Here is a 21229-nt window from a genome sequence, read left to right as displayed (position 1 = left end):
AATGGCAAAATTTGGTAAGATAGAAAAATTATTATCAACAAAAGAAGTAGCGGAGTATCTGGGATTTACTCCGCTAAAAATTCGCAAAATGAGAATGCGAGTAAATCAAAATAAATTTAATTTTCCTAAAGGGATTAAAATAGGCTCTACTTTTAAATATGAAAAAGCCGAAATTGATAAATGGTTGCAAACTTGCAAGGTGATTTAAAAATCCCCTGCAAGTTTTTCGATATAATCTCCCCACCACTGCATTAACTTTCTTTTTAATTCTATATTTTCACTACGATTATAAGCTTTTAAAATGGCGTTTTTTTGCTCGTGTGCTAAGCACTGCTCGGCTATATCCATACTCACACCATGATCTAATTGATGTTCGTTGGCTAAACTTCTAAACATAGCACGAAAGCCATGTGCACTTTGAATGCCTTTATATCCTAGTCGTTTATTGATATTACAGGTGATATTCTCGCTATTACACCCATTTTTTGAACTTCCAGCAAATATATAATCATTGACTTTCATTTTCTTTTGTTCTTTTAAAATTTTAAGCGCTTGAGAATTTAAAGTGATAATATGTTCTTTTCTCATTTTCATTTTTTCAGCTTTAATAGTCCATATAGCATTTTTTAAATCAATTTCATCCCAAGTTGCTTTTATAACATTACCGGGGCGTTGTGCAGTCAAAAGATTAAAAAGCATTAGATTTTTATGTGTTTTTTTAAGATCTGATTTTTTTAAGGCTAATATATATTCTTTAATTTTATCGTTTTCTAGTAAAGTTGGCTGATGAATTACTTTTGAAGCTTTTTTAAAAACTATAGAATTATCAATACTTGTCACAGGGTTATTTTCTACGATTTCAAGTTGCAAAGCATATTTAAAGATTTTGTTAATCCAGCCTTTAGCTTTTATAAGTGTAGGGATTTGATGCTCTATGGTTTTAAGTGTTTCGATGATATGTGAACGCTTGATGCTTTCTATATCTACATCTTTGAAATTCTTAAAAACGCCATTTTTGTATTTTAATCCTCTTTGTATTTCTTTTAGGCTTAATCCATCAGCCTTACATTTTTCTAAAACTTCATCATATATATCGCCAAATTTAAGTCTTTTAGCGTTTTTTATGTTTTGTCCTTTTGCTTTTAGCTTAAAAGCATTTAAAGCGATTTCTCTAAGCTCTGCTAAGGAAAGTAAAGGATACTCTCCTATTTTTATATAAGTATCATTTGCTTGTCTTATTTTAAATAATTTTTTACCACTAGGATAAATAAAAACATATAAGCCTTTTAAACTCGGATCAGCAAATTTTATAAATTTTTTATCACTTTCGCATTTAATGCTTTTTAAAAAACTATCGGTAAGTTTGTTAATTTTTGCCATTAATTTTCTCTCTTTTTTAGTGTCTATTTTGGTGTAAAAAGTAGCCCATTTTGTAACCCATTTTTATAAAAGTGACCCACTTTTTACGCAACATTTTAACACAAAAAACAACAAAAAACAACAATATACAATAAGCTTTAAGACATTTTATTATAGGCATTTGATTAAGATATTAAAGCAAAATAGGGATTTGATAAAAAAGAGTAATGGTGGATTTAGCAGGACTCGAACCTGCGACCAACCGGTTATGAGCCGGTTGCTCTAACCAACTGAGCTATAAATCCGCCTAAGTTGAATTAAAAGATAAAATTATATCTTATTAATGCTTAAAAATATTTTATTTAGCCTTTATATCCATCCAAAAATATCTAAAAGTGATTAAATGCTGTAAAATTCCAAAAAAAATCATAAAAATAGTAAAAGAACTTCCACCATAACTAAAAAAAGGCAAAGGGATCCCAACTACTGGTGCAAAACCTATAGTCATTGAGATATTTACTGCCGCATAAATAAAAATAAATAATGCAACACAATTAATAGCAACTCTAGTAAAATAATCATCTTTAAGTTTATAATTTAAACTAAGTAGATGAAAAATAAGTAAAATATAAAATATAATTAATGTCAATCCCCCAATAAATCCAAATCTTTCTATCATATAAGCGAAAATAAAATCACTAGTTGAAATAGGTAAAAATTTAAAATGAGTTTGCGTAGCTTCATCTTGAGATTTTCCAGTTAAACCACCATTTCCAATAGCTATCATTGATTGGGCTACTTGATAGCTTGGTTTTTCTGAAATAAAATCATGAATTCTTTGCTTTTGGTAGGGCTTTAAAAGATGTGTATAAATAATAGGAGAACTAACACTTATAGCTATAACAATACTTAACCAAATTTTATAATGAACTCCCATGATAAAAAGCACTCCAAAACCAACAAGTAGTAAAACCATAGCACTTCCTAAATCAGGTTCTTTTGCAATTAGCAAAAAAGGTAAGATGATGTAAAAGCTAAGTTTGATGAATTGTTTAAGTTTGTATCCATTTTTTGGAGGAGGATTTTGATAAATAAGATAAGCAAGCATTAAAATAAAACTAGGTTTAAAAATTTCAGAAGGTTGTATAGTAAAGTGAGTAAAAGGAATTTCAAGCCATCTTTTAGCACCTAATTTTTCAACCCCAAAAATATCTACGCTTAGCAATAAAAAAATATTAATCCAATAAGCAACTGGAATAATCCAAATAAATTTCCTTATGGGAAAGAAGAAAAAAACCATAAAAGCAAACAATCCCACACAGGCATAAACAAACTGTTTTTCTGCTAAAAAAGGATTAGCTTCAAAGATCAAGAAAAATGAAATAAGAATTATGGGTAAAAATAAAATGGGTTGCATATAGTCAAAATGAGTTAAAATTCTTCTATCTAATCTAAACAAAATTTGCCTTCAGTTAGTAATATAAAGCTATAATTATAAACTAAAATTTTAAATTTATCAAAACCTCCAAGGAAAAAATGCAAACTTTTTTAGTAGATGAAAATTCAAGGCTTGATGTGTTTTTGGCTAAAAAATTAAACCAAAGTCGCAATCAAGTTGCTTTACTTATAGAAAAAGATTGCGTACAGGTTAATGATAAAATTCAAGATAAAAATTCATTTAAGCTTAAAAATGGTGATATTATTTCTATTGTAAGTTTAAAGCTTTACGATGAGATAAAACCTCAGTTTGAAGTGGATTTTGATATTGATGTGTTATACGAAGATGAAGATTTGCTTGTTTTAAATAAACCTTCAAATTTAGTCGTTCATGGAGCAAGTAGTGTTAAAAATGCCACTTTGGTGGATTGGTTGATAGAAAAAAAATATACTTTATCAAATTTAGGAGGAGAGATAAGAGCTGGTCTTGTTCATAGATTAGATAAAGATACAAGTGGGGCTATACTAATAGCGAAAAATAATTTCACCCACCAAAGATTAAGCGAACAGCTTGCAGATAAAAGCATGGGAAGAATTTATCTTGCGTTAATTGATTTGCCACTAAAAGAAGATAAAATTATAGTAGAAAAATTTTTAATGCGTTCGCCTTCTAATGCTATTAAAAAAATAGCCATAGATAAGGAAAATAAATTCAGTAAAAATGCAAAATCAGCTTTTATAAATGTAGTAAAAACTGAAAATTTAACTCTGATGGCTGCTAAGCTTTTTACAGGAAGAACTCATCAAATTAGAGCGCATTTGGCTAGTTTAAATCGCCATATTTTGGGCGATAGTTTGTATGGTTATAAGGGTAAGTATGATTGTAGGATAATGTTGCATGCCTATTTTTTGTATTTTATCCATCCAAAAACTAAAGAGCAAATTTTTGTTAAAGCACCTTTGATGGAAGATTTTAAAAACATTATGTTTGAACAAATTAATTTAGGAGAGAATGATGAAAAGATTTCGCTTGAGTTTTTACTTGAGTTTTTTAACTCTTTTGCTTAGCGCTTGTAGTGTTTCGCAAATGAATTCGCTAGCTTCAAGTAAAGAGCCTGCCGTAAATGAAAGCTTACCAAAGGTTGAAAGTTTAAAAAGTCTTAGTGATATGAGTAATATTGCTTTTGAATGGGAGCCTTTATATAATGAAAATATCAAAGGATTTTATTTGTATCGTTCTAGTGATGAAAATCCTGATTTTAAACTTGTAGGCACTATTAAAGATAAGTTTCAAACTCATTATGTAGATACTAAATTAGAGCCTGGTACTAAGTATCGTTATATGATGAAAAGCTTTAATGAGCAAGGACAAATTTCAGAAGATGGCAAGGTTATAGAAGTGAGCACAGCTCCAAGACTTGAAGCTGTTCCTTTTATTCAAGCTGTGACCAATTTGCCTAATCGTATTAAACTTATTTGGCGTCCGCATCCTGATTTTAGGGTTGATTCTTATATTATTGAAAGAACTAAAGGTGATGATAAAGAATTTAAAAAAATTGCAGAAGTAAAAAATCGCTTAAACGCTGAATACATCGATAGCGATTTAAAACCTAATGAAAATTCAAGTTATAGAATTATTGCTGTGAGTTTTAATGGGATAAAGAGTGAGCCAAGTCAAGTTGTAAGTTCTACAAGCAAGGCTTTACCCCCTCAAGTTGAGCATTTAAGTGCTAGCACAGATGGTTCTAATAAAATCATTTTAACTTGGGATGCTCCTACATATGAAGATTTTTCTTATTATAAAGTTTATTCTACGAGCTCAAGCTTCCTTCCTTTTAGTGTTTTGGCAAAGACTGATAAAAATTCTTATGAGGATATAGTAGAAGGAGCAGGTAAAAGCAAGTATTATAAAGTAACAATAGTGGATAAAGATGGTCTTGAAAGTCCTATGCCAAAAGATGGTGTAGAGGGTAGAACTTTAGATAATCCTTTGGCTCCTAGTATTATTTTGGCTCAAAGCACAAGCGAAGGGATAAATTTAGAATGGAGTGATAATGATACTAGAGCTGTTGAATATGAAGTAAGACGCTATGGTGGAGAGCAAAATGCAGTTTTTAAAGGCATTAAAGAAAAGCGATTAAAAGATGTAAAAGCTTTACCAGGGGTGGAATATAGTTATGAAGTTATTGCTATTGATTCGGCTGGGCTTCGTTCAGAACCTTCAAGCAAAGTTAAGGCGGCTCAGTAGTGCCAAATTTTAGAAGCAAAAAGATCAAAGAAATGAATCTGCCTTATAGCAAGGATGATGTTGAATTTCTTTGGCTTGCTAAGAATGATAATGTTAGTCTTATTTATACAAAGGTTCAAGAAGAGAGTTTTTTTCTGCAGATTAAAAAAGCACAAAATGGTTTTGTGATTAAAGGCGATAAACATACAAAACCTTCTAAAATAGGTTATCTACAAAAGGCTTTAAAAATCTTTAAAGAAGGTTTTTGTGAGGATATTATCAATGAAGCTTTTGGACTTAAAAACAATGCTTTAATTGAAAAAACACCATTTATCGTTGATAACTTTGATGAACTTTTATCTAGACTTCAAGGTAAAATTTATATAGAAATAGGCTTTGGATCAGGAAGACATTTGCTTTATCAAGCAAAAGAAAATCCAAATGTTTTAATTTTAGGGGTGGAAATTTACAATCCAGCTTTAACTCAAGTAGCTAAACTTGCTAAGGCACAAAATGTAAATAATATTTTGCTAATCCAAAGTGATGCGAGATTGTTATTGAGTGTATTAAAATCAAAATCAGTTGAAAAGATTTTTTTACATTTTCCTGTTCCTTGGGACAAAAAGCCTCATAGGCGAGTTATTGGGAAGGATTTTTGCAAAGAATGTGCTAGGGTTTTAGTTCAAAATGGTCGTTTTGAGCTTAGAACAGATAGCTTTGAGTATTTTAATTTTACTTTAGAGCAATTTTTGACTTTTCCTGCGCCAAAATTTAGTCTTAGAAAAAATGAAAATTTAGAAATTTCAAGCAAATATGAAGATAGATGGAAAAAGCAAGAAAAAAATATATATGATCTTTGGGTGTGGAATTTTAACCAAGAGTGTAAAAACTATGAGTTAAATGAATTTAATCTCTCATCGGTTGAATTTTCTAAAGAGGATTTGAAAAAAATAGAGCAGAACTTTAAAAATATTACTATAAAAAAAGATGATTTTTTCTTGCATTTTGAAAGCATCTATAAACAAGATGAGAATTTGCTTTTAAAGGTTGCTTTTGGAGCTTTTAATAAGCCTGAACATTGTTATTTGCATCTTGATAAAACGATTGATTTTGCTTTTAAAGAGCCATTTAAAATTCAAGAAAATATTAAAGCGATAAATGAATTAAAAGAAATTTTAAAAGTTCAGTTTAAAATATAATTTTTCTTGAAAATTAAGCAAAAATAAAGCATAATTTAAAAATTTAAAAAGGGAAATTAAGGAAAAAGGATGCCTAATTTAATCCAAGCAAATAAACTTACTTTAGGTTATGATGAACTAGTTATTAAAGAAGCGAGTTTTGCTTTTAAGGATGATGATTTTGTTTTTATTACTGGTAAAAGTGGGAGTGGCAAGAGTACGCTTTTAAAGTCTTTTTATGGGGATTTAGAACCTATTTCTGGCAAGCTTGAAGTATGTGGATCTTTGATGAATAAAATTGGAAATTTAGAACTTTTAAAATTGCGTCAAAGAATAGGGATTATTTTTCAAGATTATAAACTTGTACAAGAATATAGTGTTGAAAAAAATGTTATGTTGCCTTTAATGATTAAAGGTTATAGTAAAAAAGTATGCCATGATCAAGCTGCTAAGCTTTTAAAGCATGTAAATTTAACTTTTAAAGCAGATAAATTGCCTAATCAACTTAGTGGTGGTGAGCAACAACGCGTCGCTATGGCTAGGGCTTTAGCTCATAATCCAAAGCTTTTGCTTTGCGATGAGCCAACGGGAAATTTGGACGAGTATTCTTCTGATATTATATGGACTCTTTTAAAGTCTGCTAGAGAACTTTTAGGAACTTGTGTTATAGTGGTAACACATAGAATTCCTAGCAATTTAAGAGTGGATTATCGTCGTTTTAATATAGAAAATGGAAAAATGAATGAAATTTTTTAAAACACATTTATCTTTAATTTTATCTTTATTGTTTATGATGTTTGCTTTTGAGTTTATTTTGATTACAAATGCAACTTTAAAGCATTATGAAGAACTTGTTAATAAAGATTATAATATTATAGTTGTCAGCAAAACTGAACTTGATCAGAATGTGGTAAAAACAAAAGTGCCATTTTTTGCTGGACTTGAATCTTTAGATCCTAAGGATTTAATCGATCGTTTGAAAAATGATGTTTCTGAAAAGAATTTGAAAGTTTTAAAAGATTCTCTGCCAAAATTTTATACTTTAAAATTAAATTCTTTACCTGATCAAAATGAACTAAATTCAATTAAAAATCAACTTTTAAATATTGTAGGCATTAGCAAGGTTGAAACTTTTTCCAAAACCCATGATAAGATATACTCTTTGCTTATTTTGATGAAATTTGTTTTTTGGTTATTTTTGTTTATCATTATTTTACTTGCCTTTGTTTTGTTTTTAAAACAGATGAGAATTTGGCTTTATGAACATACCGATCGTATTGAAATTATGTGTTTATTTGGAGCTCCGTTTTGGTTTAGATCTTTTATGCTTTATAAGGTGGTTGTGGTTGATTGTTTTATTGCTTTTGTTATTTTACTTGCCTTTTTTACCCAAATTTTTGATCTTTCTATTATCCAAGAAAGCTTAAAGGCTGTAGATATTATTTTTCCACCTATTAATTTTATTTTACATTTGACTTTAATTTTTTTAGCTACTTTGTTTATTTGCTTGTTGTGTGTAAATACAGTTATGTTTAAGGTTAAAAGATGAGAAAAAATATTCTTATCTTTTTTTGTTTTTTTTTATTTGTTGATATAAGTTTAGCAAATGCTATAAATGAAAAAACAAAAAGTTTAGAAGAAAATAAACGTATACAAGAACAGCTAAACAAAAAACTTGAAGATTTGGCTAGTGATATTTTAAATGGTGAAAAAAGTTTGAAAGACTTAAGCTTACAAATTGAAGGCTTAAATTCACAAACTTCTAAGCTTGAAGCAAGCGCTAAGACTCAAAATCAAGAGTTAAACACCCTTACAAGCCAAAATGAAGATTTGCTTAAAAGTAAATCAAATATGGAAAGTAAGCTTATATCTTTAATGGCTAAAGATTTTGCTTATGATTTACCTATCCCTCAAGGCTATATTGAAAGTGAAGAAAGTTTTATGGCTTTTGAAATTTTAGGAAGTTTAAACAAAGTTTTAAATGAAGAAATTTTAAAAATTTCTAAAGATTATGAGGGAATAAATAGGCTTATTGATGATAAACAAGCTCAGATTAAGAAAATCAATGATAGTCTTAAGGATTACAACGCTCAATTAGCTAAACTTCAAAGTTTAAAACAAAAACAAATTAGCGAAATCAACAAACAAAAAACAGATCGAACCATATATGCAAAAAAACTTGATGACTTACAAGCTCAGCAAGAAGAGCTTAGAAAAACATTAAATCAATTAAAAATTATTAATGATAAAGAAAATGTAAATTCAAGCAAAAATGACACTAAAATAGTAAAAAATAATCAACAAATAAGGCAATTAGGTTCAAGCTATCAAGGAGGTTCAGTCAAGCGTTACACAGGAAAAAAAACCATAGCTCCATTAGATTCTTTTACTGTGAAGCAAAAATTTGGAAATTATGTTGATCCTGTTTATAATCTTAAAATTTTTAACGAGAATGTAGTTTTAAGAAGTAATAAAAGCGATGCAGTTGTTAAAAATGTGCTAGATGGAAAAATAGTTTTTGCCAAAGATACTAGCATGCTAGCTCGAGTTGTTATTGTTGAACATGATAATGGCATACATACAATATATGCACATTTAGATAAGATTGCTCCTAATATTAAAGTTGGTAAGAATATTAAAAAAGGTGCCGTAGTGGGTAGAATAAAAAATGATCTTACTTTTGAAGTAACTCAAAAAAATTTTCATATCAATCCTTTGGAGCTCATTAGCTTAAATTAGCTAAATTTAATGGAATTTAAAATATAATTTCAAGTTAAATAAGGAGAAATAATGCAAGAGAGAAAAAGAGTTTTAGTAAAATTTTCAGGAGAGGCTTTAGCAGGTGAAAATGGCTTTGGCATAGAAAATTCTATTTTAAAATTCATAGCTTCAGAGATTAAAGAACTTGTAAAAAATCAAATAGAAGTAGGCATAGTTATAGGTGGTGGCAATATTATTCGTGGAGTAAGTGCTGCTAAGGGTGGATTGATTAAAAGGACAAGTGGCGATCATATGGGAATGCTTGCTACGGTTATCAATGCTATTGCCATTCAAGAAGCCTTGGAAAGCTCTGGGCTTGAAGTGAGGGTTCAAAGTGCTATTCAGATGGAAGCATTTTGTGAAACTTATATTATGAGAAGAGCACAAAGACACTTAGAAAAGGGTCGTGTTGTGGTTTTTGCTGCAGGCACTGGAAATCCTTATTTTACTACAGATACAACAGCTATTTTAAGAGCTGTAGAAATTGATGCAGATATGGTAATAAAAGCTACAAAAGTTAATGGAGTTTATGATAAAGATCCAAAAAAATTTGATGATGCAGTATTTTTAAATACTTTAAGTTATGATGAGGCTATGCAAGATAATATTAAAGTGATGGATGATACAGCGATAGCTTTAGCTAAAGACAACAAACTTCCTATAGTGGTTTGTAATATGTTTGAAGAGGGTAATTTGCTTAAAATTATACAAGGTGATACTAGCCTTTGTTCAATCGTTAAAAATAATTAAGGAGAAAATTATGGATAAAAGAATAGAAGAAGTAGCGGCAAAAGCTTTGGAAAAAATGGGCAATGATAGATATCGTCTTTCTTTAGTGGTGGCAAAAAGAGCAGAGCAATTAGCAAATGGTGCGACTCCTTTAGTGGATTTTGATAAAAATAAAAATAAACTTGCAGATATAGCTTTATATGAAATTGCAGAAAATAAAATCACTTTAGAGGGTTTAGTTGAAACCAATCGATGAAGAATTATTACTTGAACAATTAATCGATAATGTAAAAAATTGTAAAGATTTAGAAGCTGCTAAGGTTTTACTTTTCGAAATTTGTGGCCACGATGCCATTCTTGAAAAAGCAGTAGATTACTGTATATTTTGCCATGAAGGGCAGTTTAGAAAAAGTGGAGAGCCTTATGCGGTACATCCTATTTTAGTAGCAACACTGGTTGGATTTTTAAGTGAAAATAAAAGCAATATTTTAGCTGCTTTATTGCATGATGTGATCGAAGATACAAACTGCACCGAAGAAGAACTTAGAGAGCAGTTTGGTTCTGAGGTTTTAAAACTTGTTTTAGGGCTTACTAAAATTATAGAAATTAGAGAAGATAATCTCATTTCATCAAAATCTAAAAAAAGTTTAACTAAATCAGCCTTGACTTTCAGAAATATGCTTTTAGCAAGCATTGAAGATGTTGGGGTTTTGATTGTGAAGTTATGCGATAGACTGCATAATATGCTTACTCTTGATATTCTAAGAGAAGATAAGCAAAAAAGAATCAGCGAAGAAACTTTAGTTGTATATGCCCCAATAGCTCATAGACTTGGTATTTCAAGCATAAAAAATTATTTGGAAGATCTTAGTTTTAAATATCTTATGCCAGATGAGTATAAGCTTATTGACAATTATATCAATTCCAATAATCAAGAAATGCAATTAGGTTTAAATGAATTTATTTCCAAAATCGAACTTTTATTTTTGAGTAATGGCTTTAGACAAGGTAGTTTTGAAATTCAAAAACGCATTAAGCATAGTTATTCTATTTATCTTAAAATGCAAAGAAAAGGCATTGGTATTGAAGAAGTTCTTGATTTACTTGGGGTAAGAATTTTGGTTGAAAAAGTAAGTGATTGTTACTTGGCTTTGGGAATTTTACATACACATTTTAATCCCTTGGTTTCGCGTTTTAAGGATTATATAGCCTTGCCTAAACAAAATGGTTATCAAACCATACATACCACACTTTTTGATACTAAAAGTATTATAGAAGCACAAATTCGAACTTTTGATATGCATAAAATTGCGGAATTTGGTATAGCAGCGCATTGGAAATATAAAGAAGATGGCAGCGTGGTTGCGCCTCGTCTTGATTGGCTTACAGATATTTCAATGCAAAGTATAAACAATCTTGAAAATGCAGAAGATTATAATGCTATTGAACTTTATGAATATGCTAAAGATAGTCTTTATGTTGAAGATGTTGCAGTTTATTCTCCTAAGGGAGAAATTTTCACTTTGCCTCGTGGTGCAACGGTTCTTGATTTTGCTTATGAAGTGCATACCAAAGTAGGGCTTCATGCAAAAAGTGCTTATGTAAATCGTATTAAAGTGCCTTTGTTAACTGAGCTTAAAAATGGCGATATTGTGCGAGTGGTTACTAGCAATGATAAATTTTATCGCTGTTCTTGGATAGATAGTGTTAAAACAGGAAAAGCAAAAGCAAGTATAAGGGAATTTTGTAAGCAGAAAATCAGAGAGATTAATCTAGCAAGTTCTATTAATATATTAAGTTTTATTTTTGGAGTTGATAAAAATAGAATTGAAACTTGGATAGAAAAAGAAAATTTAGTCAGACGCATTAGACAAGTAGCAACAGATAGTGCTTATTTGAAAGATATAGTCAATGGTCTTAAAAAATACGCCAAGAAGTCATATTGGTTTGATAAATATGAGATTAAAGAGCAAAAAATAGGAAATTTTACTCTATATTGTAACCATAAAATTGCTAATGTGGATTTTGATTTTTGTTGCCATCCAAAAAGAGGTGATGCTGTTTTAGCTTTTGTTAAAGGTGGTAACGCTATTGTCCATCATAAGCTTTGCGATAGAGCTGATAAAATGATAGATAATAATCAAGATATGGTATTTATAAAATGGGATTCTAATATCCCTAAATCTTATAAATTGATTTTTTCTTTGGAAAATAAAAAAGGTGTTTTAGCGGAATTTTTGACATTTTTAGCTAAAATGCAGATAAATTTATTAACAATTAATTTATCAAGTGATTTAAATTCGGCGGTAGATTATTTTGAGATTACAATGGAAATTCCTGATAATATCAACCCAGATAGTGTCAAGGATAGGTTAAAATCTCGTTGTAAGATTTTAGATTTTACATCTTTAAATGATGCTTATAAAGAAGGTTAAAAAGGTTTATTATGGATATAAAAAAAATATTAGCAGAAGTTAAGCGTGGCTGTGCAGAGCTTATTGATGAAGAAAGAATAGAAAAATTAATTAAAAATTATTATGAAAAGGGTGAAAATTTCTTTATAAAGGCAGGATTTGATCCTACAGCACCTGATTTACATTTAGGTCATAGCGTGGTTTTAACAAAAATGGCTTTTTTGCAAAAACATGGAGCTATTGTGCAGTTTTTGATTGGAGATTTTACGGGACAAATTGGTGATCCAAGTGGAAAAAGTGCAACGCGTAAAAAGCTGGATAAAGAGCAAGTTTTAATCAATGCTAAAACTTATGAAACACAGGTTTTTAAGGTTTTGGATAAAGAAAAAACACAGATTAAGTTTAATTCTACTTGGCTTAATGAACTTGGAGCTGCGGGTATAGTAGAGCTTACTTCAACTTTTAGTGTAGCTAGAATGCTTGAGCGTGACGATTTTACCAAGAGATTTAAAGAGCAAAGCCCTATTTCGATTTGCGAGTTTTTATATCCTTTGCTTCAAGGATATGATAGCGTGGCTTTAAAAAGTGATATTGAAATGGGCGGAACGGATCAAAAATTTAATCTTTTAATGGGAAGACAGCTTCAAAGAGTTTATAATATAGGGAAAGAACAAGCTGTGATTATGATGCCTTTACTCGAAGGTTTAGATGGTGTAAACAAAATGAGTAAGAGTTTAAATAATTACATTGGTGTTACAGAAAAAGCTAATGATATGTATGCTAAAATTTTAAGTATTAGCGATGAATTGATGTTTAGATATTATGAACTTTTAAGTCAAAAAAGCCTAGAAGAAATCGCGCAAATAAAAAAAGATATAGAACAAGGCAATTTACATCCTAAAAAAGCTAAAGAAAATTTAGCTTTAGAGATTACGGAGCGTTTTCACTCCAAAGAAGAGGCTAATAATGCTAAGTCTGAATTTGATAGGATTCATTCTCAAAATGCTTTACCAAGTGATATGGCTGAGTTTGAAATACAAGGAAAAATTTGGCTTGCTAAGGCTTTGGTTGAATGTGGTTTGGAAAGTTCTACTTCTGCGGCAAGAAGAAGCATCAGTGCTAATGCAGTAAGTGTAAATTCTCAAAAAGTTAGCGACGAGCAAATGCATTTAGAACGAGGAGAATACATCTTACAAATAGGTAAAAGAAAATTTGCAAAATTAAAGGTAAAAGAATGAATTTACAACCCTTACAAATAGGAAAACATACTATAAAATATCCCATTTTTCAAGGGGGAATGGGACTAGGCATAAGCTGGGATAGATTAGCTTCTGCAGTTTCTTTAAATGGTGGACTTGGGATCATTTCTTCTGTGGGAACAGGATATTATGAAGAAAGAAAGTATGCGAGTAAAGAATTAAACGCTAAGCCTTATGGAAGTGAAAATTTTTACTCACGCAAGGGTTTGCAAGCTTTAATTAATAATGCAAGAAAAGTTTGTGGCGATGCACCTTTGGGGTGTAATATCTTATGTGCAAGTAATGATTATGCAAGAATAGCACGCGATGCTTGTGAGGTTGGTTTTAATGTGATTGTTTCAGGCGCTGGACTTCCTACAAATTTACCTGAATTTACTGTAGATTTTCCTGATGTGGCTTTAGTGCCTATTATTTCATCTGCAAAGGCTTTAAAAATTATTTGCAAAAGATGGCAAAGCCGTTACAACCGCCTACCTGATGCAGTGGTTTTAGAAGGGCCAAAAAGTGGAGGTCATCAAGGTTTTACTTATGAGCAGTGCTTAGATCCAAATTATCAGCTAGAAAAATTAATCGCTCCTGTGGTAGAAGAGGCTAAAAATTGGGGATCTTTTCCTGTGATTGCCGCAGGTGGAATTTGGGATAAAAAAGATATAGAAAACGCTATTTCTTTAGGAGCTAGTGGTGTTCAAATGGGGACGCGTTTCATAGGAACTTTTGAATGTGATGCAAGTGAAGAGTTTAAAAGCGTTTTACTAGCTTCTAAAGAAGAAGATATAGAGCTTATTAAATCTCCTGTGGGCTATCCTGCTCGTGGAGTTAGAACCAATCTTTTAAATTTGGTAGATAAAAGAATGGGTCCAAAGATCAATTGTATAAGCAATTGTGTAGCACCTTGTGGACGCGGAAAAGAGGCGACTAAAGTAGGGTATTGTATAGCAGATAGGCTTTTTGATGCATGGTCAGGTAAAAAAGAAACAGGACTTTTCTTTACAGGTGCAAATGGATATCGTTTAGATAAACTTATCAGCGTTAAAGAACTTATGGAAAAATTGGTTAATGGTGAATAATGGCTAAAATTTTTGTATTTTTAGTATTTGTTTTCACAACTCTTTTTGGAGCTTATGAAAATGAACTTGCAAATTTCGATAAAAATTTTATCGGTTCTAAAAGCGAAGTGCAAGTAAAATTTCATCATCAGCTAAAAAGCCTTTATATACAAAGTGTTATCAATGAAGATGAAAAAACTAAAATTGAAATCTTAAAAAGATTGATCATCAGTTCAAATACTTTAAATTTAGACGACAAGTCATATGCTAATGAGTTAAAAGAAAGTGGTATAAGCGAAGCAAGTATCAATGCTTTAAGAAAGGCTGTTATTAAAGATATTAAGGTTCAAAATATTTCTCAAGATACTGAAAAGTCAACTTTTAAACCTGTAAAAACAGTTCAAAAAAGTGAAAAAAAATCACCTAATGAACAAATAAAAAATATAGAAAAAATAGATTTTAAAACTTCACAAGAGCCAAAGAGTAGTATCGTTTCTAAAACAAAAAGTGATGATAAAATTTACGTTTTAAAGTCAAGTAAAACAAGCCAAGGTGTAGAGCTTGAATTAAATGCAAATTTAGATAAGAATCAATTAAAAAGTTTTGCTTTAGATGAAAAAGGAAACTATCGTTTTATTAGTGATTTTGATGGGGTTTTAGAAGGAGGTAAAAAAGAGTTTAAATTTGATGACTATCGTTTAGTGATTTCACAATTTAATCCCAAAACCATACGCATAGTGGTTTATGCTAAAGAAAAAATTCCTATTGATATATCTTTTAAAGAAGAAAAAATAATTTTTTCAAAAGAAATTACTAGCCAAAAAAAGACTGAGCAAGTTAGTAAAATTTCAGAGAAAAAGCAAGATCAAAAAACAGAAATTAAAACCAAAGTTTTAGAAATAAAAAAACAAGATAAAAAAACCAATAACGAAAAAGAAGATCAAGGACCTTTATATGTTTTAGATGTGGATAAAATTTCTAACGCTGTGGTGTTAAATTTGAGCGATGATTTGGATGAAAAAGAAATAGCAATATTTGAAACCAAAGATCAAAAATTCCGGTATGTTGTAAGTTTTAAAGGTGTGTTAGAAGGTAATAGAAAAAGCTTTACCTTTGGACAAAATACAATTGTCGTTACGCAATATAATCCAAAAATTGTTCGTGTGGTTTTGAGTGCTCCTAAAGAATTTAAACTTTTAAAAAAATTGGATAATAAAAATCTCACTTTAGGTTTTCATGCGCAAACTTCAAGTCAAAATGTAGATAAAAAAGCAACTCAAAGTTTTAATAAAACCTTAAGTACGAGATACAAATCAGGAAAACTTATAGTTATCGATGCTGGGCATGGTGGAAAAGATAGCGGTGCTCTAAGTGATAAAAAAGGAAGTTTAAAAGAAAAAGATATAGTTTTAAGCGCGGCTTTAAAACTTGGAAATGAACTTAAAAAACGCGGTTATAAAGTGCTTTACACTAGAAGTTCGGATAAATTTATCAATCTTCGCGATAGAACTAAATATGCTAATGATAAAAGAGCGGATTTGTTTATCTCTATACATGCTAATGCAGCACCCAATGCTGCCAAGGCTAAAAGTAGCGAAGGCGTGGAAACTTTCTTTTTAAGTCCTGCAAGAAGCGAAAGAAGTAAAAAAGCAGCAGAAAAAGAAAATCAAGGGGATTTTGAAGAGATTAATTATTTCTCAAAACAAAGTATTTTAAATTTCTTAAATCGTGAAAAAATCGTTGCTTCAAATAAACTAGCCATTGATGTACAAAAAAATATACTCACTCAAACACGCAAAAAGTATAAAATTGTAGACGGCGGTGTAAGAGAAGCACCTTTTTGGGTTTTAGTGGGTGCGCAAATGCCTGCAATTTTGATTGAAATTGGCTATATCACACATCCAAATGAAGGTAAAAGAATCGCCAATAAAGCTTTTCAAGATTTATTGGTTAAGGGTATTGCTGATGGAGTTGAGAGTTATTTTTATAACAACCGATGAAAAAAGCTAAGCTAATTTTTAAGGATAATACTCCTTTTTCTTTGGATTTTGATGATTTTTATTTTAATTCCAAAGATGGCTTAAATGAAAGCAAATTTGTTTACACTCATTCTTTTGAATGGAAAAATCAAGAAAATTTCATTATCGCAGAGAGTGGTTTTGGTATAGGTTTAAATTTTTTTCTTACTTTGAAACGCTTTTTAGAAACCACTCCTTCTAAGCGTCCCAAAAAACTTTTTTATATCAGTATAGAAGCTTTTTATATCGAAAAAGAACAATTAAGAGAAATTTATCAAAAACTAGGATTTTATGAAGAGTTTAAAGAGCTTTTAGAGCAATTTTTAAAATTTTATCCTAAAGCTAAAGAAGGAATTTATCGTTTTTATTTTGAAGATTGTTTTTTAGATCTTGTTTTTGAAGATATTGCTATTTTAAAAGAATTAGATTTTAAAGCTGATGTTTGGTATTTAGATGGATTTTCTCCAAATAAAAACTCGCAAATGTTTGATGAAAAATTAATTTTTGAAGTGGCAAGACTTTCTAAAAAAAATGCACAAATTTGCACCTTTTCTTCGGCAAGTTTTTTACAAAAAAATTTAAAAAAATATGGCTTTAGAGTAGAAAAAACCAAAGGTTTTAGAAAAAGAGAAATGATTAAAGCTTATTTGGAAAATGAACTTGAGTTTAAAGATAAAGAAGCGTATTTTTCAAGAACATTTTCATCTTTAAAAAATAAAAAAGTAGCTATTATTGGTGCAGGTATATCAAGTGCTGTTTTAGCTTATGAGCTTAGTTTAAGGGGTTTTGAAATAGATGTTTTTGAAAAACATTTAGAATTAGGCAAGGGTGCAAGCGGAAATGAAAGTGGAATTTTAAGCTCTTTAATCTTAAAGCCTAAGGTAAATTTAGGGGAGTTTTCAGAGCTTTCTTTTATAGAGGCAAGTCGTTTTTATAGACAAATTTTAGATTTAGAATTTAAGGGTGTAGTCGAGTTTGCACATAATGATTTGATGCAAGAAAGATTTGACACACAAAGAGAAAATGTTTTGCTTAAAATTTCAAAAAATCAAGCTTTTTTAGAAGATGGTGGAGTGATTTTTCCAAAAAATTTGGTTAAAAATCTTTTTGAAAAAAGTAAAGCTTGTATATATTTTAATCATGAATTTCAAGCTTATAAATTTGAAAATGAGTGTTTTGTTTTAAAATTTAAAAATAATATTGTTAAAAGTGATTATGCGGTTTTGATTTATGCTATGGGTGCAGATACAAAAGATTTTGTTTTTTATGATGAGATGAAATTAAGTAAAGTAAGAGGTCAAGTTACACACCTAAAACCTTTTTTAGACTCTCCATTTCCTTTATCTTCTAAGGCTTATATTTGTCCTATAAAAGGTGATTTGCAAGTGATTGGAGCAAGTTATGATAGACTTGATACAAGTTTAGAATCAAAAGAAGAAGATGATAAACAAAATATAGAAAATATAGCCGAATTTATAGATAAAAATACAAAATTAGAAATCATAGGTTCTAAGGTAGGTTTTAGATCTTATTCGAGTGATCGCTTTATGATAGTTGGAAATGCTTATGATGAAGTGTTTTATAAAGAAGAATATAAAGCTTTATTATGGACAAAAAACAAGGAGCAAAAACCAGCTAAAATGTCTTGTAATTTGTATTTTAATTTTGCTCATGGATCAAGGGGTTTTAGCACAAGTGTTTTAGCGGCAAGGTATTTGTGTGCATTGATAAATAATGAACCCTTGTGTTTAGAAAAAAAATACATCCACGCTATTCACCCTGCAAGATTTTTGATTCGCAAACTCAAAAAAGGCTTATGATTAAACTTTAATTAAGATTGATACTAATATTTGCTTATGAGAGTAAGTTTTTAATTTTATTTTAACTTCCTTTATTTTATTATTATAGAGAATAAATTTCATGTTATAAAGGAAATATAATGATTGATTATCATCAAATAGAGTCGCGTTTATCGGCTCTTGAAAAGCTTCCTTCTTTAAAAGACAATGATAGCATTGCAAAAGCATTAGAAAAGTCAGGTTTTTCTAGAAGGGATTTTATGAAATGGGCAGGTGCTATGACGGCATTTTTGGCTTTACCAGCGAGTTTTACTCCTATGGTAGCAAAAGCTGCTGAGCTTGCTGATAGACTTCCTGTTGTGTGGCTTCATATGGCTGAGTGTACAGGCTGTAGTGAGAGTTTGTTAAGAAGTGATACTCCAACGATTGATAGTTTGATTTTTGATTATATTTCTTTAGAATATCACGAAACAGTGATGGCTGCAGCAGGTTGGCAAGCTGAAGAAAATTTAGAAAGTGCCATTCAAAAACATAAAAATAAATACATTTTAATGGTTGAAGGTGGCATCCCTATGGGTGATACAGAGCATTTTTTAACCATAGGTGCACATGGAAAAACAGGCTATGAGCTTTCAAAAATGGCAAGTGAAAATGCTTTGGCTATTTTTGCTATAGGAACCTGTTCTAGCTTTGGAGGAATCCAAGCAGCAAGACCAAATCCTAGTAATGCGCAGCCTTTAAGTAAAGTAACAAGCAAAACTGTGATCAATGTTCCAGGCTGTCCTCCAAGTGAAAAAAATATAGTGGGTAATGTGCTTCATTATTTATTATTTGGTGAGTTACCAGCACTTGATGTATATAATAGGCCAAAATGGGCTTATGGCTTAAGAATTCATGATCTTTGTGAAAGACGCGGACATTTTGATGCGGGTGAATTTGTGCATGCCTTTGGAGATGAAGGAGCAAAACAAGGTTTTTGTCTTTATAAAGTAGGCTGTAAAGGGCCTTATACTTTCAATAACTGTTCAAGAGAGAGATTTAACCAGCACACTTCTTGGCCTATCCAAGCAGGGCATGGTTGTATAGGTTGTTCCGAGCCTGATTTTTGGGATACTATGGGACCTTTTGAGGAGCCTATGGCTAGTCGTAAATTTGATACTGTTTTTGGTTTGGGCGCGGATAGTGTTTCAGATAAAATCGGCATAGGCGTGCTTACGCTCACAGGTGTTGCTATAGCAGCGCACGCAGTTATATCTTCCATGCAAAAAGATAAGGAATAAAAATGAGTCAAAAAATAATCGTAGATCCTATTACAAGAATTGAAGGGCATTTAAGAGTTGAAGTTGTTGTTGATGATAACAATGTGGTAAAAGAAGCTTATGCTGGCTCTACTTTGTGGCGTGGTATTGAAACCATAGTAAAAGGGCGTGATCCAAGAGATGCGGGTTTTATGACACAAAGAATTTGTGGAGTTTGTACTTTTTCACATTATAAAGCAGGTATAGTTGCTGTTGAAAATGCTTTAGGTATTACTCCGCCTTTAAATGCCCTTTTAACAAGAACTTTAATGAATGCGGCTTTATTCTTACACGATCATATTGTACATTTTTATCAACTTCATGGGCTTGATTGGGCTGATGTGGTAAGTGCTTTAAGTGCTGATGTTAAAAAAGCAAGCGATGAAGCTTTTAAATACACTCCAAATCCTTATGCAACAGGTGCGGATAAACTTCTTGAAGTGCAACAAAGACTTAAAACTTTCGTAGATAAAGGAAATTTAGGACCTTTTGCTAATGCGTACTATGGTCACCCAACTTATCGTTTAAGTCCTGAGCAAAATTTAATCGTTCTTTCTCACTATTTAGAATGTTTAAGAATCCAAAGAATCATTGCTCAATGTATGGCGATTTTTGGAGCTAAAAATCCACATCCACAAAGCTTAACTGTTGGTGGTGTAACTTGCGTTATGGATTTACTTGATCCTGCAAGAATGGGTGAATATATGGTTAAATTCCAAGAAGTACAAGACTTTGTTAATCGTGCGTATTATCCTGATCTTGTGATGGCAGGAAAAGCTTATGCGCATGAAGCAAGTGTTTTAAACGATATAGGGGTAAATAATCTTTACACCTTTAAAGAATTCCAACTCGGAAGAGATGAATGGCTTTTTGAAAGTGGTATTATCAAAAATGGAGATTTAAGCAAGGTTTATGAAGTAGAAGAAGATAAGATTACTGAAGAGGCAACTCATTCTTGGTATGCAGACAATGAACCTTTACATCCTTATGATGGCAAAACAAATCCAAATTATACAGGACTTGTAGATGGAGAAAGTGTAGATCATCATGGAAATAATGTTCATTCTAAAGTGTTTGATACTAAGGGTAAATATAGCTGGATTAAAGCTCCACGCTATGAAGGAAACCCTATGCAAGTAGGACCTTTAGCAAATATCGTTGTAAATTATGCCAAAGGTAGTCAAAATGTTGTTCCTGTGGTAGATGAGTTCTTAAAAGAAACAGGACTTCCTTTAAATGCTGTATTTAGCACACTTGGAAGAACAGCTGCGCGTTGTATTGAAGCAAAAATCGTTGCAAATAATGCTTTAAAAGCGTTTAATAATTTAGTTGAAAATTTAAAAGTAGATCAGAGTACTTGTGCGCCTTATGTGATCGATAATTCTAAAGAATACAAAGGACGCTATATGGGGCATGTGCCACGCGGAACATTAAGCCATTGGTGTAGAATTAAAAATGGCGTCATTGAAAACTGGCAAGCTGTGGTGCCTTCTACTTGGAATGCAAGTCCAAAAGACGCAAATGGCGTAGGTGGAAGTTATGAGCAATGTTTGATAGGACTTAAAATCGCTGATGTAAAACAACCGCTTGAAATCATTAGAAAAATTCACTCTTATGATCCTTGTATTGCTTGTGCAGTGCATGTAATGGATACTAAGGGCAATAATCTAAGCGAATATAAAGTGAATGTCAATTTATAAGGAGG

The 21229-nt window shown here is 30.9% G+C and carries 18 protein-coding genes and 1 tRNA gene; 16 read left to right on the top strand and 3 right to left on the bottom strand.

Going from position 1 to position 21229, the window contains the following annotated elements; translation table 11 throughout:
* Position 1 precedes the first annotated feature (1 nt).
* Positions 2-208, top strand: coding sequence for an AlpA family transcriptional regulator (locus AJ936_RS08920; RefSeq protein ID WP_002787309.1), 207 nt, complete (start codon positions 2-4; stop codon positions 206-208).
* Here AJ936_RS08920 and AJ936_RS08915 read toward each other — a convergent pair.
* The 3 genes from AJ936_RS08915 to AJ936_RS08905 all read right to left on the bottom strand — a co-directional run bounded on the left by AJ936_RS08915 (position 205) and on the right by AJ936_RS08905 (position 2818).
* Positions 205-1380 carry a site-specific integrase gene (locus AJ936_RS08915; RefSeq protein WP_070274412.1) on the bottom strand — a complete coding sequence of 392 codons (1176 nt, stop codon included), beginning with the start codon at positions 1378-1380 and terminating at the stop codon, positions 205-207. The genes AJ936_RS08920 and AJ936_RS08915 overlap by 4 nt on opposite strands.
* Positions 1381-1587: 207 nt before the next feature.
* Positions 1588-1664 (bottom strand) — tRNA-Ile (locus tag AJ936_RS08910).
* A gap of 53 nt (positions 1665-1717) precedes the next feature.
* Positions 1718-2818, bottom strand: a complete 1101-nt coding sequence (locus tag AJ936_RS08905) for an FtsW/RodA/SpoVE family cell cycle protein (protein WP_044780131.1) — start codon at positions 2816-2818, stop codon at positions 1718-1720.
* Between the two features lie 77 nt (positions 2819-2895).
* Here AJ936_RS08905 and AJ936_RS08900 point away from each other — a divergent pair, with 77 nt between their 5' ends.
* The 15 genes from AJ936_RS08900 (at position 2896) to AJ936_RS08830 (ending at position 21224) form a co-directional block, all read left to right on the top strand.
* On the top strand, positions 2896-3864 hold the full coding sequence (locus AJ936_RS08900) for an RluA family pseudouridine synthase (protein WP_044780130.1): 969 nt from the start codon (positions 2896-2898) through the stop codon (positions 3862-3864).
* Positions 3809-5044, top strand: coding sequence for a fibronectin type III domain-containing protein (locus tag AJ936_RS08895; protein WP_074470159.1), 1236 nt, complete (start codon positions 3809-3811; stop codon positions 5042-5044). The genes AJ936_RS08900 and AJ936_RS08895 overlap by 56 nt, the downstream gene beginning before the upstream one ends.
* Positions 5044-6222, top strand: a complete 1179-nt coding sequence (gene trmB, locus AJ936_RS08890; RefSeq protein ID WP_053872704.1) for a tRNA (guanosine(46)-N7)-methyltransferase TrmB — start codon at positions 5044-5046, stop codon at positions 6220-6222. Before AJ936_RS08895 ends, trmB begins: the two co-directional genes overlap by 1 nt.
* Before the next feature lie 69 nt (positions 6223-6291).
* Positions 6292-6957, top strand: coding sequence for a cell division ATP-binding protein FtsE (locus tag AJ936_RS08885; RefSeq protein ID WP_002856386.1), 666 nt, complete (start codon positions 6292-6294; stop codon positions 6955-6957).
* Positions 6944-7750: an FtsX-like permease family protein gene (locus AJ936_RS08880; protein WP_053872703.1), complete on the top strand. Its 807-nt coding sequence runs from the start codon at positions 6944-6946 to the stop codon at positions 7748-7750. The genes AJ936_RS08885 and AJ936_RS08880 overlap by 14 nt, the downstream gene beginning before the upstream one ends.
* Positions 7747-8940, top strand: coding sequence for a murein hydrolase activator EnvC (locus tag AJ936_RS08875; protein WP_044779024.1), 1194 nt, complete (start codon positions 7747-7749; stop codon positions 8938-8940). Before AJ936_RS08880 ends, AJ936_RS08875 begins: the two co-directional genes overlap by 4 nt.
* Positions 8941-8991: 51 nt before the next feature.
* Positions 8992-9711, top strand: a complete 720-nt coding sequence (pyrH, locus tag AJ936_RS08870; RefSeq protein WP_002871033.1) for a UMP kinase — start codon at positions 8992-8994, stop codon at positions 9709-9711.
* Positions 9712-9721: 10 nt separating this feature from the next.
* Positions 9722-9946 carry a DNA-directed RNA polymerase subunit omega gene (locus tag AJ936_RS08865; RefSeq protein WP_002853464.1) on the top strand — a complete coding sequence of 75 codons (225 nt, stop codon included), beginning with the start codon at positions 9722-9724 and terminating at the stop codon, positions 9944-9946.
* A complete protein-coding gene (locus AJ936_RS08860; protein ID WP_070274410.1) occupies positions 9930-12125 on the top strand; it encodes a bifunctional (p)ppGpp synthetase/guanosine-3',5'-bis(diphosphate) 3'-pyrophosphohydrolase in 2196 nt (731 codons plus the stop codon). Before AJ936_RS08865 ends, AJ936_RS08860 begins: the two co-directional genes overlap by 17 nt.
* Before the next feature lie 11 nt (positions 12126-12136).
* Complete coding sequence (gene tyrS, locus AJ936_RS08855; protein ID WP_070274408.1) at positions 12137-13342, top strand: tyrosine--tRNA ligase; 1206 nt, start codon at positions 12137-12139, stop codon at positions 13340-13342.
* Positions 13339-14430 (top strand): nitronate monooxygenase, encoded by a 1092-nt coding sequence (locus AJ936_RS08850; protein ID WP_002861964.1) that lies wholly within the window; start codon positions 13339-13341, stop codon positions 14428-14430. The genes tyrS and AJ936_RS08850 overlap by 4 nt, the downstream gene beginning before the upstream one ends.
* A complete protein-coding gene (locus tag AJ936_RS08845) occupies positions 14430-16409 on the top strand; it encodes an N-acetylmuramoyl-L-alanine amidase (protein WP_070240365.1) in 1980 nt (659 codons plus the stop codon). Before AJ936_RS08850 ends, AJ936_RS08845 begins: the two co-directional genes overlap by 1 nt.
* Positions 16406-18247, top strand: coding sequence for a bifunctional tRNA (5-methylaminomethyl-2-thiouridine)(34)-methyltransferase MnmD/FAD-dependent 5-carboxymethylaminomethyl-2-thiouridine(34) oxidoreductase MnmC (gene mnmC / locus AJ936_RS08840; protein WP_070274406.1), 1842 nt, complete (start codon positions 16406-16408; stop codon positions 18245-18247). The genes AJ936_RS08845 and mnmC overlap by 4 nt, the downstream gene beginning before the upstream one ends.
* 119 nt (positions 18248-18366) lie before the next feature.
* Positions 18367-19506, top strand: a complete 1140-nt coding sequence (locus AJ936_RS08835) for a hydrogenase small subunit (protein ID WP_002861961.1) — start codon at positions 18367-18369, stop codon at positions 19504-19506.
* Positions 19507-19508: 2 nt separating this feature from the next.
* Positions 19509-21224 (top strand): nickel-dependent hydrogenase large subunit, encoded by a 1716-nt coding sequence (locus AJ936_RS08830; RefSeq protein WP_070274404.1) that lies wholly within the window; start codon positions 19509-19511, stop codon positions 21222-21224.
* The last annotated feature ends 5 nt before the right edge of the window (positions 21225-21229 follow it).

Source organism: Campylobacter sp. BCW_6877, from assembly GCF_001762445.1.
In the GTDB taxonomy this organism is placed as follows: domain Bacteria; phylum Campylobacterota; class Campylobacteria; order Campylobacterales; family Campylobacteraceae; genus Campylobacter_D; species Campylobacter_D jejuni.
The sequence above is the reverse complement of the archived record's forward strand: the minus strand, read 5'-3'. Positions and strand labels throughout refer to the sequence as shown.

Bases quoted from the DNA above. Each gene is read 5' to 3' on its own strand.
- AJ936_RS08920 (WP_002787309.1), top strand. From the start codon at position 2: ATGGCAAAATTTGGTAAGATAGAAAAATTATTATCAACAAAAGAAGTA.
- AJ936_RS08915 (WP_070274412.1), bottom strand. From the start codon at position 1,380: ATGGCAAAAATTAACAAACTTACCGATAGTTTTTTAAAAAGCATTAAA.
- AJ936_RS08900 (WP_044780130.1), top strand. From the start codon at position 2,896: ATGCAAACTTTTTTAGTAGATGAAAATTCAAGGCTTGATGTGTTTTTG.
- AJ936_RS08895 (WP_074470159.1), top strand. From the start codon at position 3,809: ATGATGAAAAGATTTCGCTTGAGTTTTTACTTGAGTTTTTTAACTCTT.
- AJ936_RS08885 (WP_002856386.1), top strand. From the start codon at position 6,292: ATGCCTAATTTAATCCAAGCAAATAAACTTACTTTAGGTTATGATGAA.
- AJ936_RS08880 (WP_053872703.1), top strand. From the start codon at position 6,944: ATGAAATTTTTTAAAACACATTTATCTTTAATTTTATCTTTATTGTTT.
- AJ936_RS08875 (WP_044779024.1), top strand. From the start codon at position 7,747: ATGAGAAAAAATATTCTTATCTTTTTTTGTTTTTTTTTATTTGTTGAT.
- pyrH (WP_002871033.1), top strand. From the start codon at position 8,992: ATGCAAGAGAGAAAAAGAGTTTTAGTAAAATTTTCAGGAGAGGCTTTA.
- AJ936_RS08865 (WP_002853464.1), top strand. From the start codon at position 9,722: ATGGATAAAAGAATAGAAGAAGTAGCGGCAAAAGCTTTGGAAAAAATG.
- tyrS (WP_070274408.1), top strand. From the start codon at position 12,137: ATGGATATAAAAAAAATATTAGCAGAAGTTAAGCGTGGCTGTGCAGAG.
- AJ936_RS08850 (WP_002861964.1), top strand. From the start codon at position 13,339: ATGAATTTACAACCCTTACAAATAGGAAAACATACTATAAAATATCCC.
- AJ936_RS08845 (WP_070240365.1), top strand. From the start codon at position 14,430: ATGGCTAAAATTTTTGTATTTTTAGTATTTGTTTTCACAACTCTTTTT.
- mnmC (WP_070274406.1), top strand. From the start codon at position 16,406: ATGAAAAAAGCTAAGCTAATTTTTAAGGATAATACTCCTTTTTCTTTG.
- AJ936_RS08835 (WP_002861961.1), top strand. From the start codon at position 18,367: ATGATTGATTATCATCAAATAGAGTCGCGTTTATCGGCTCTTGAAAAG.
- AJ936_RS08830 (WP_070274404.1), top strand. From the start codon at position 19,509: ATGAGTCAAAAAATAATCGTAGATCCTATTACAAGAATTGAAGGGCAT.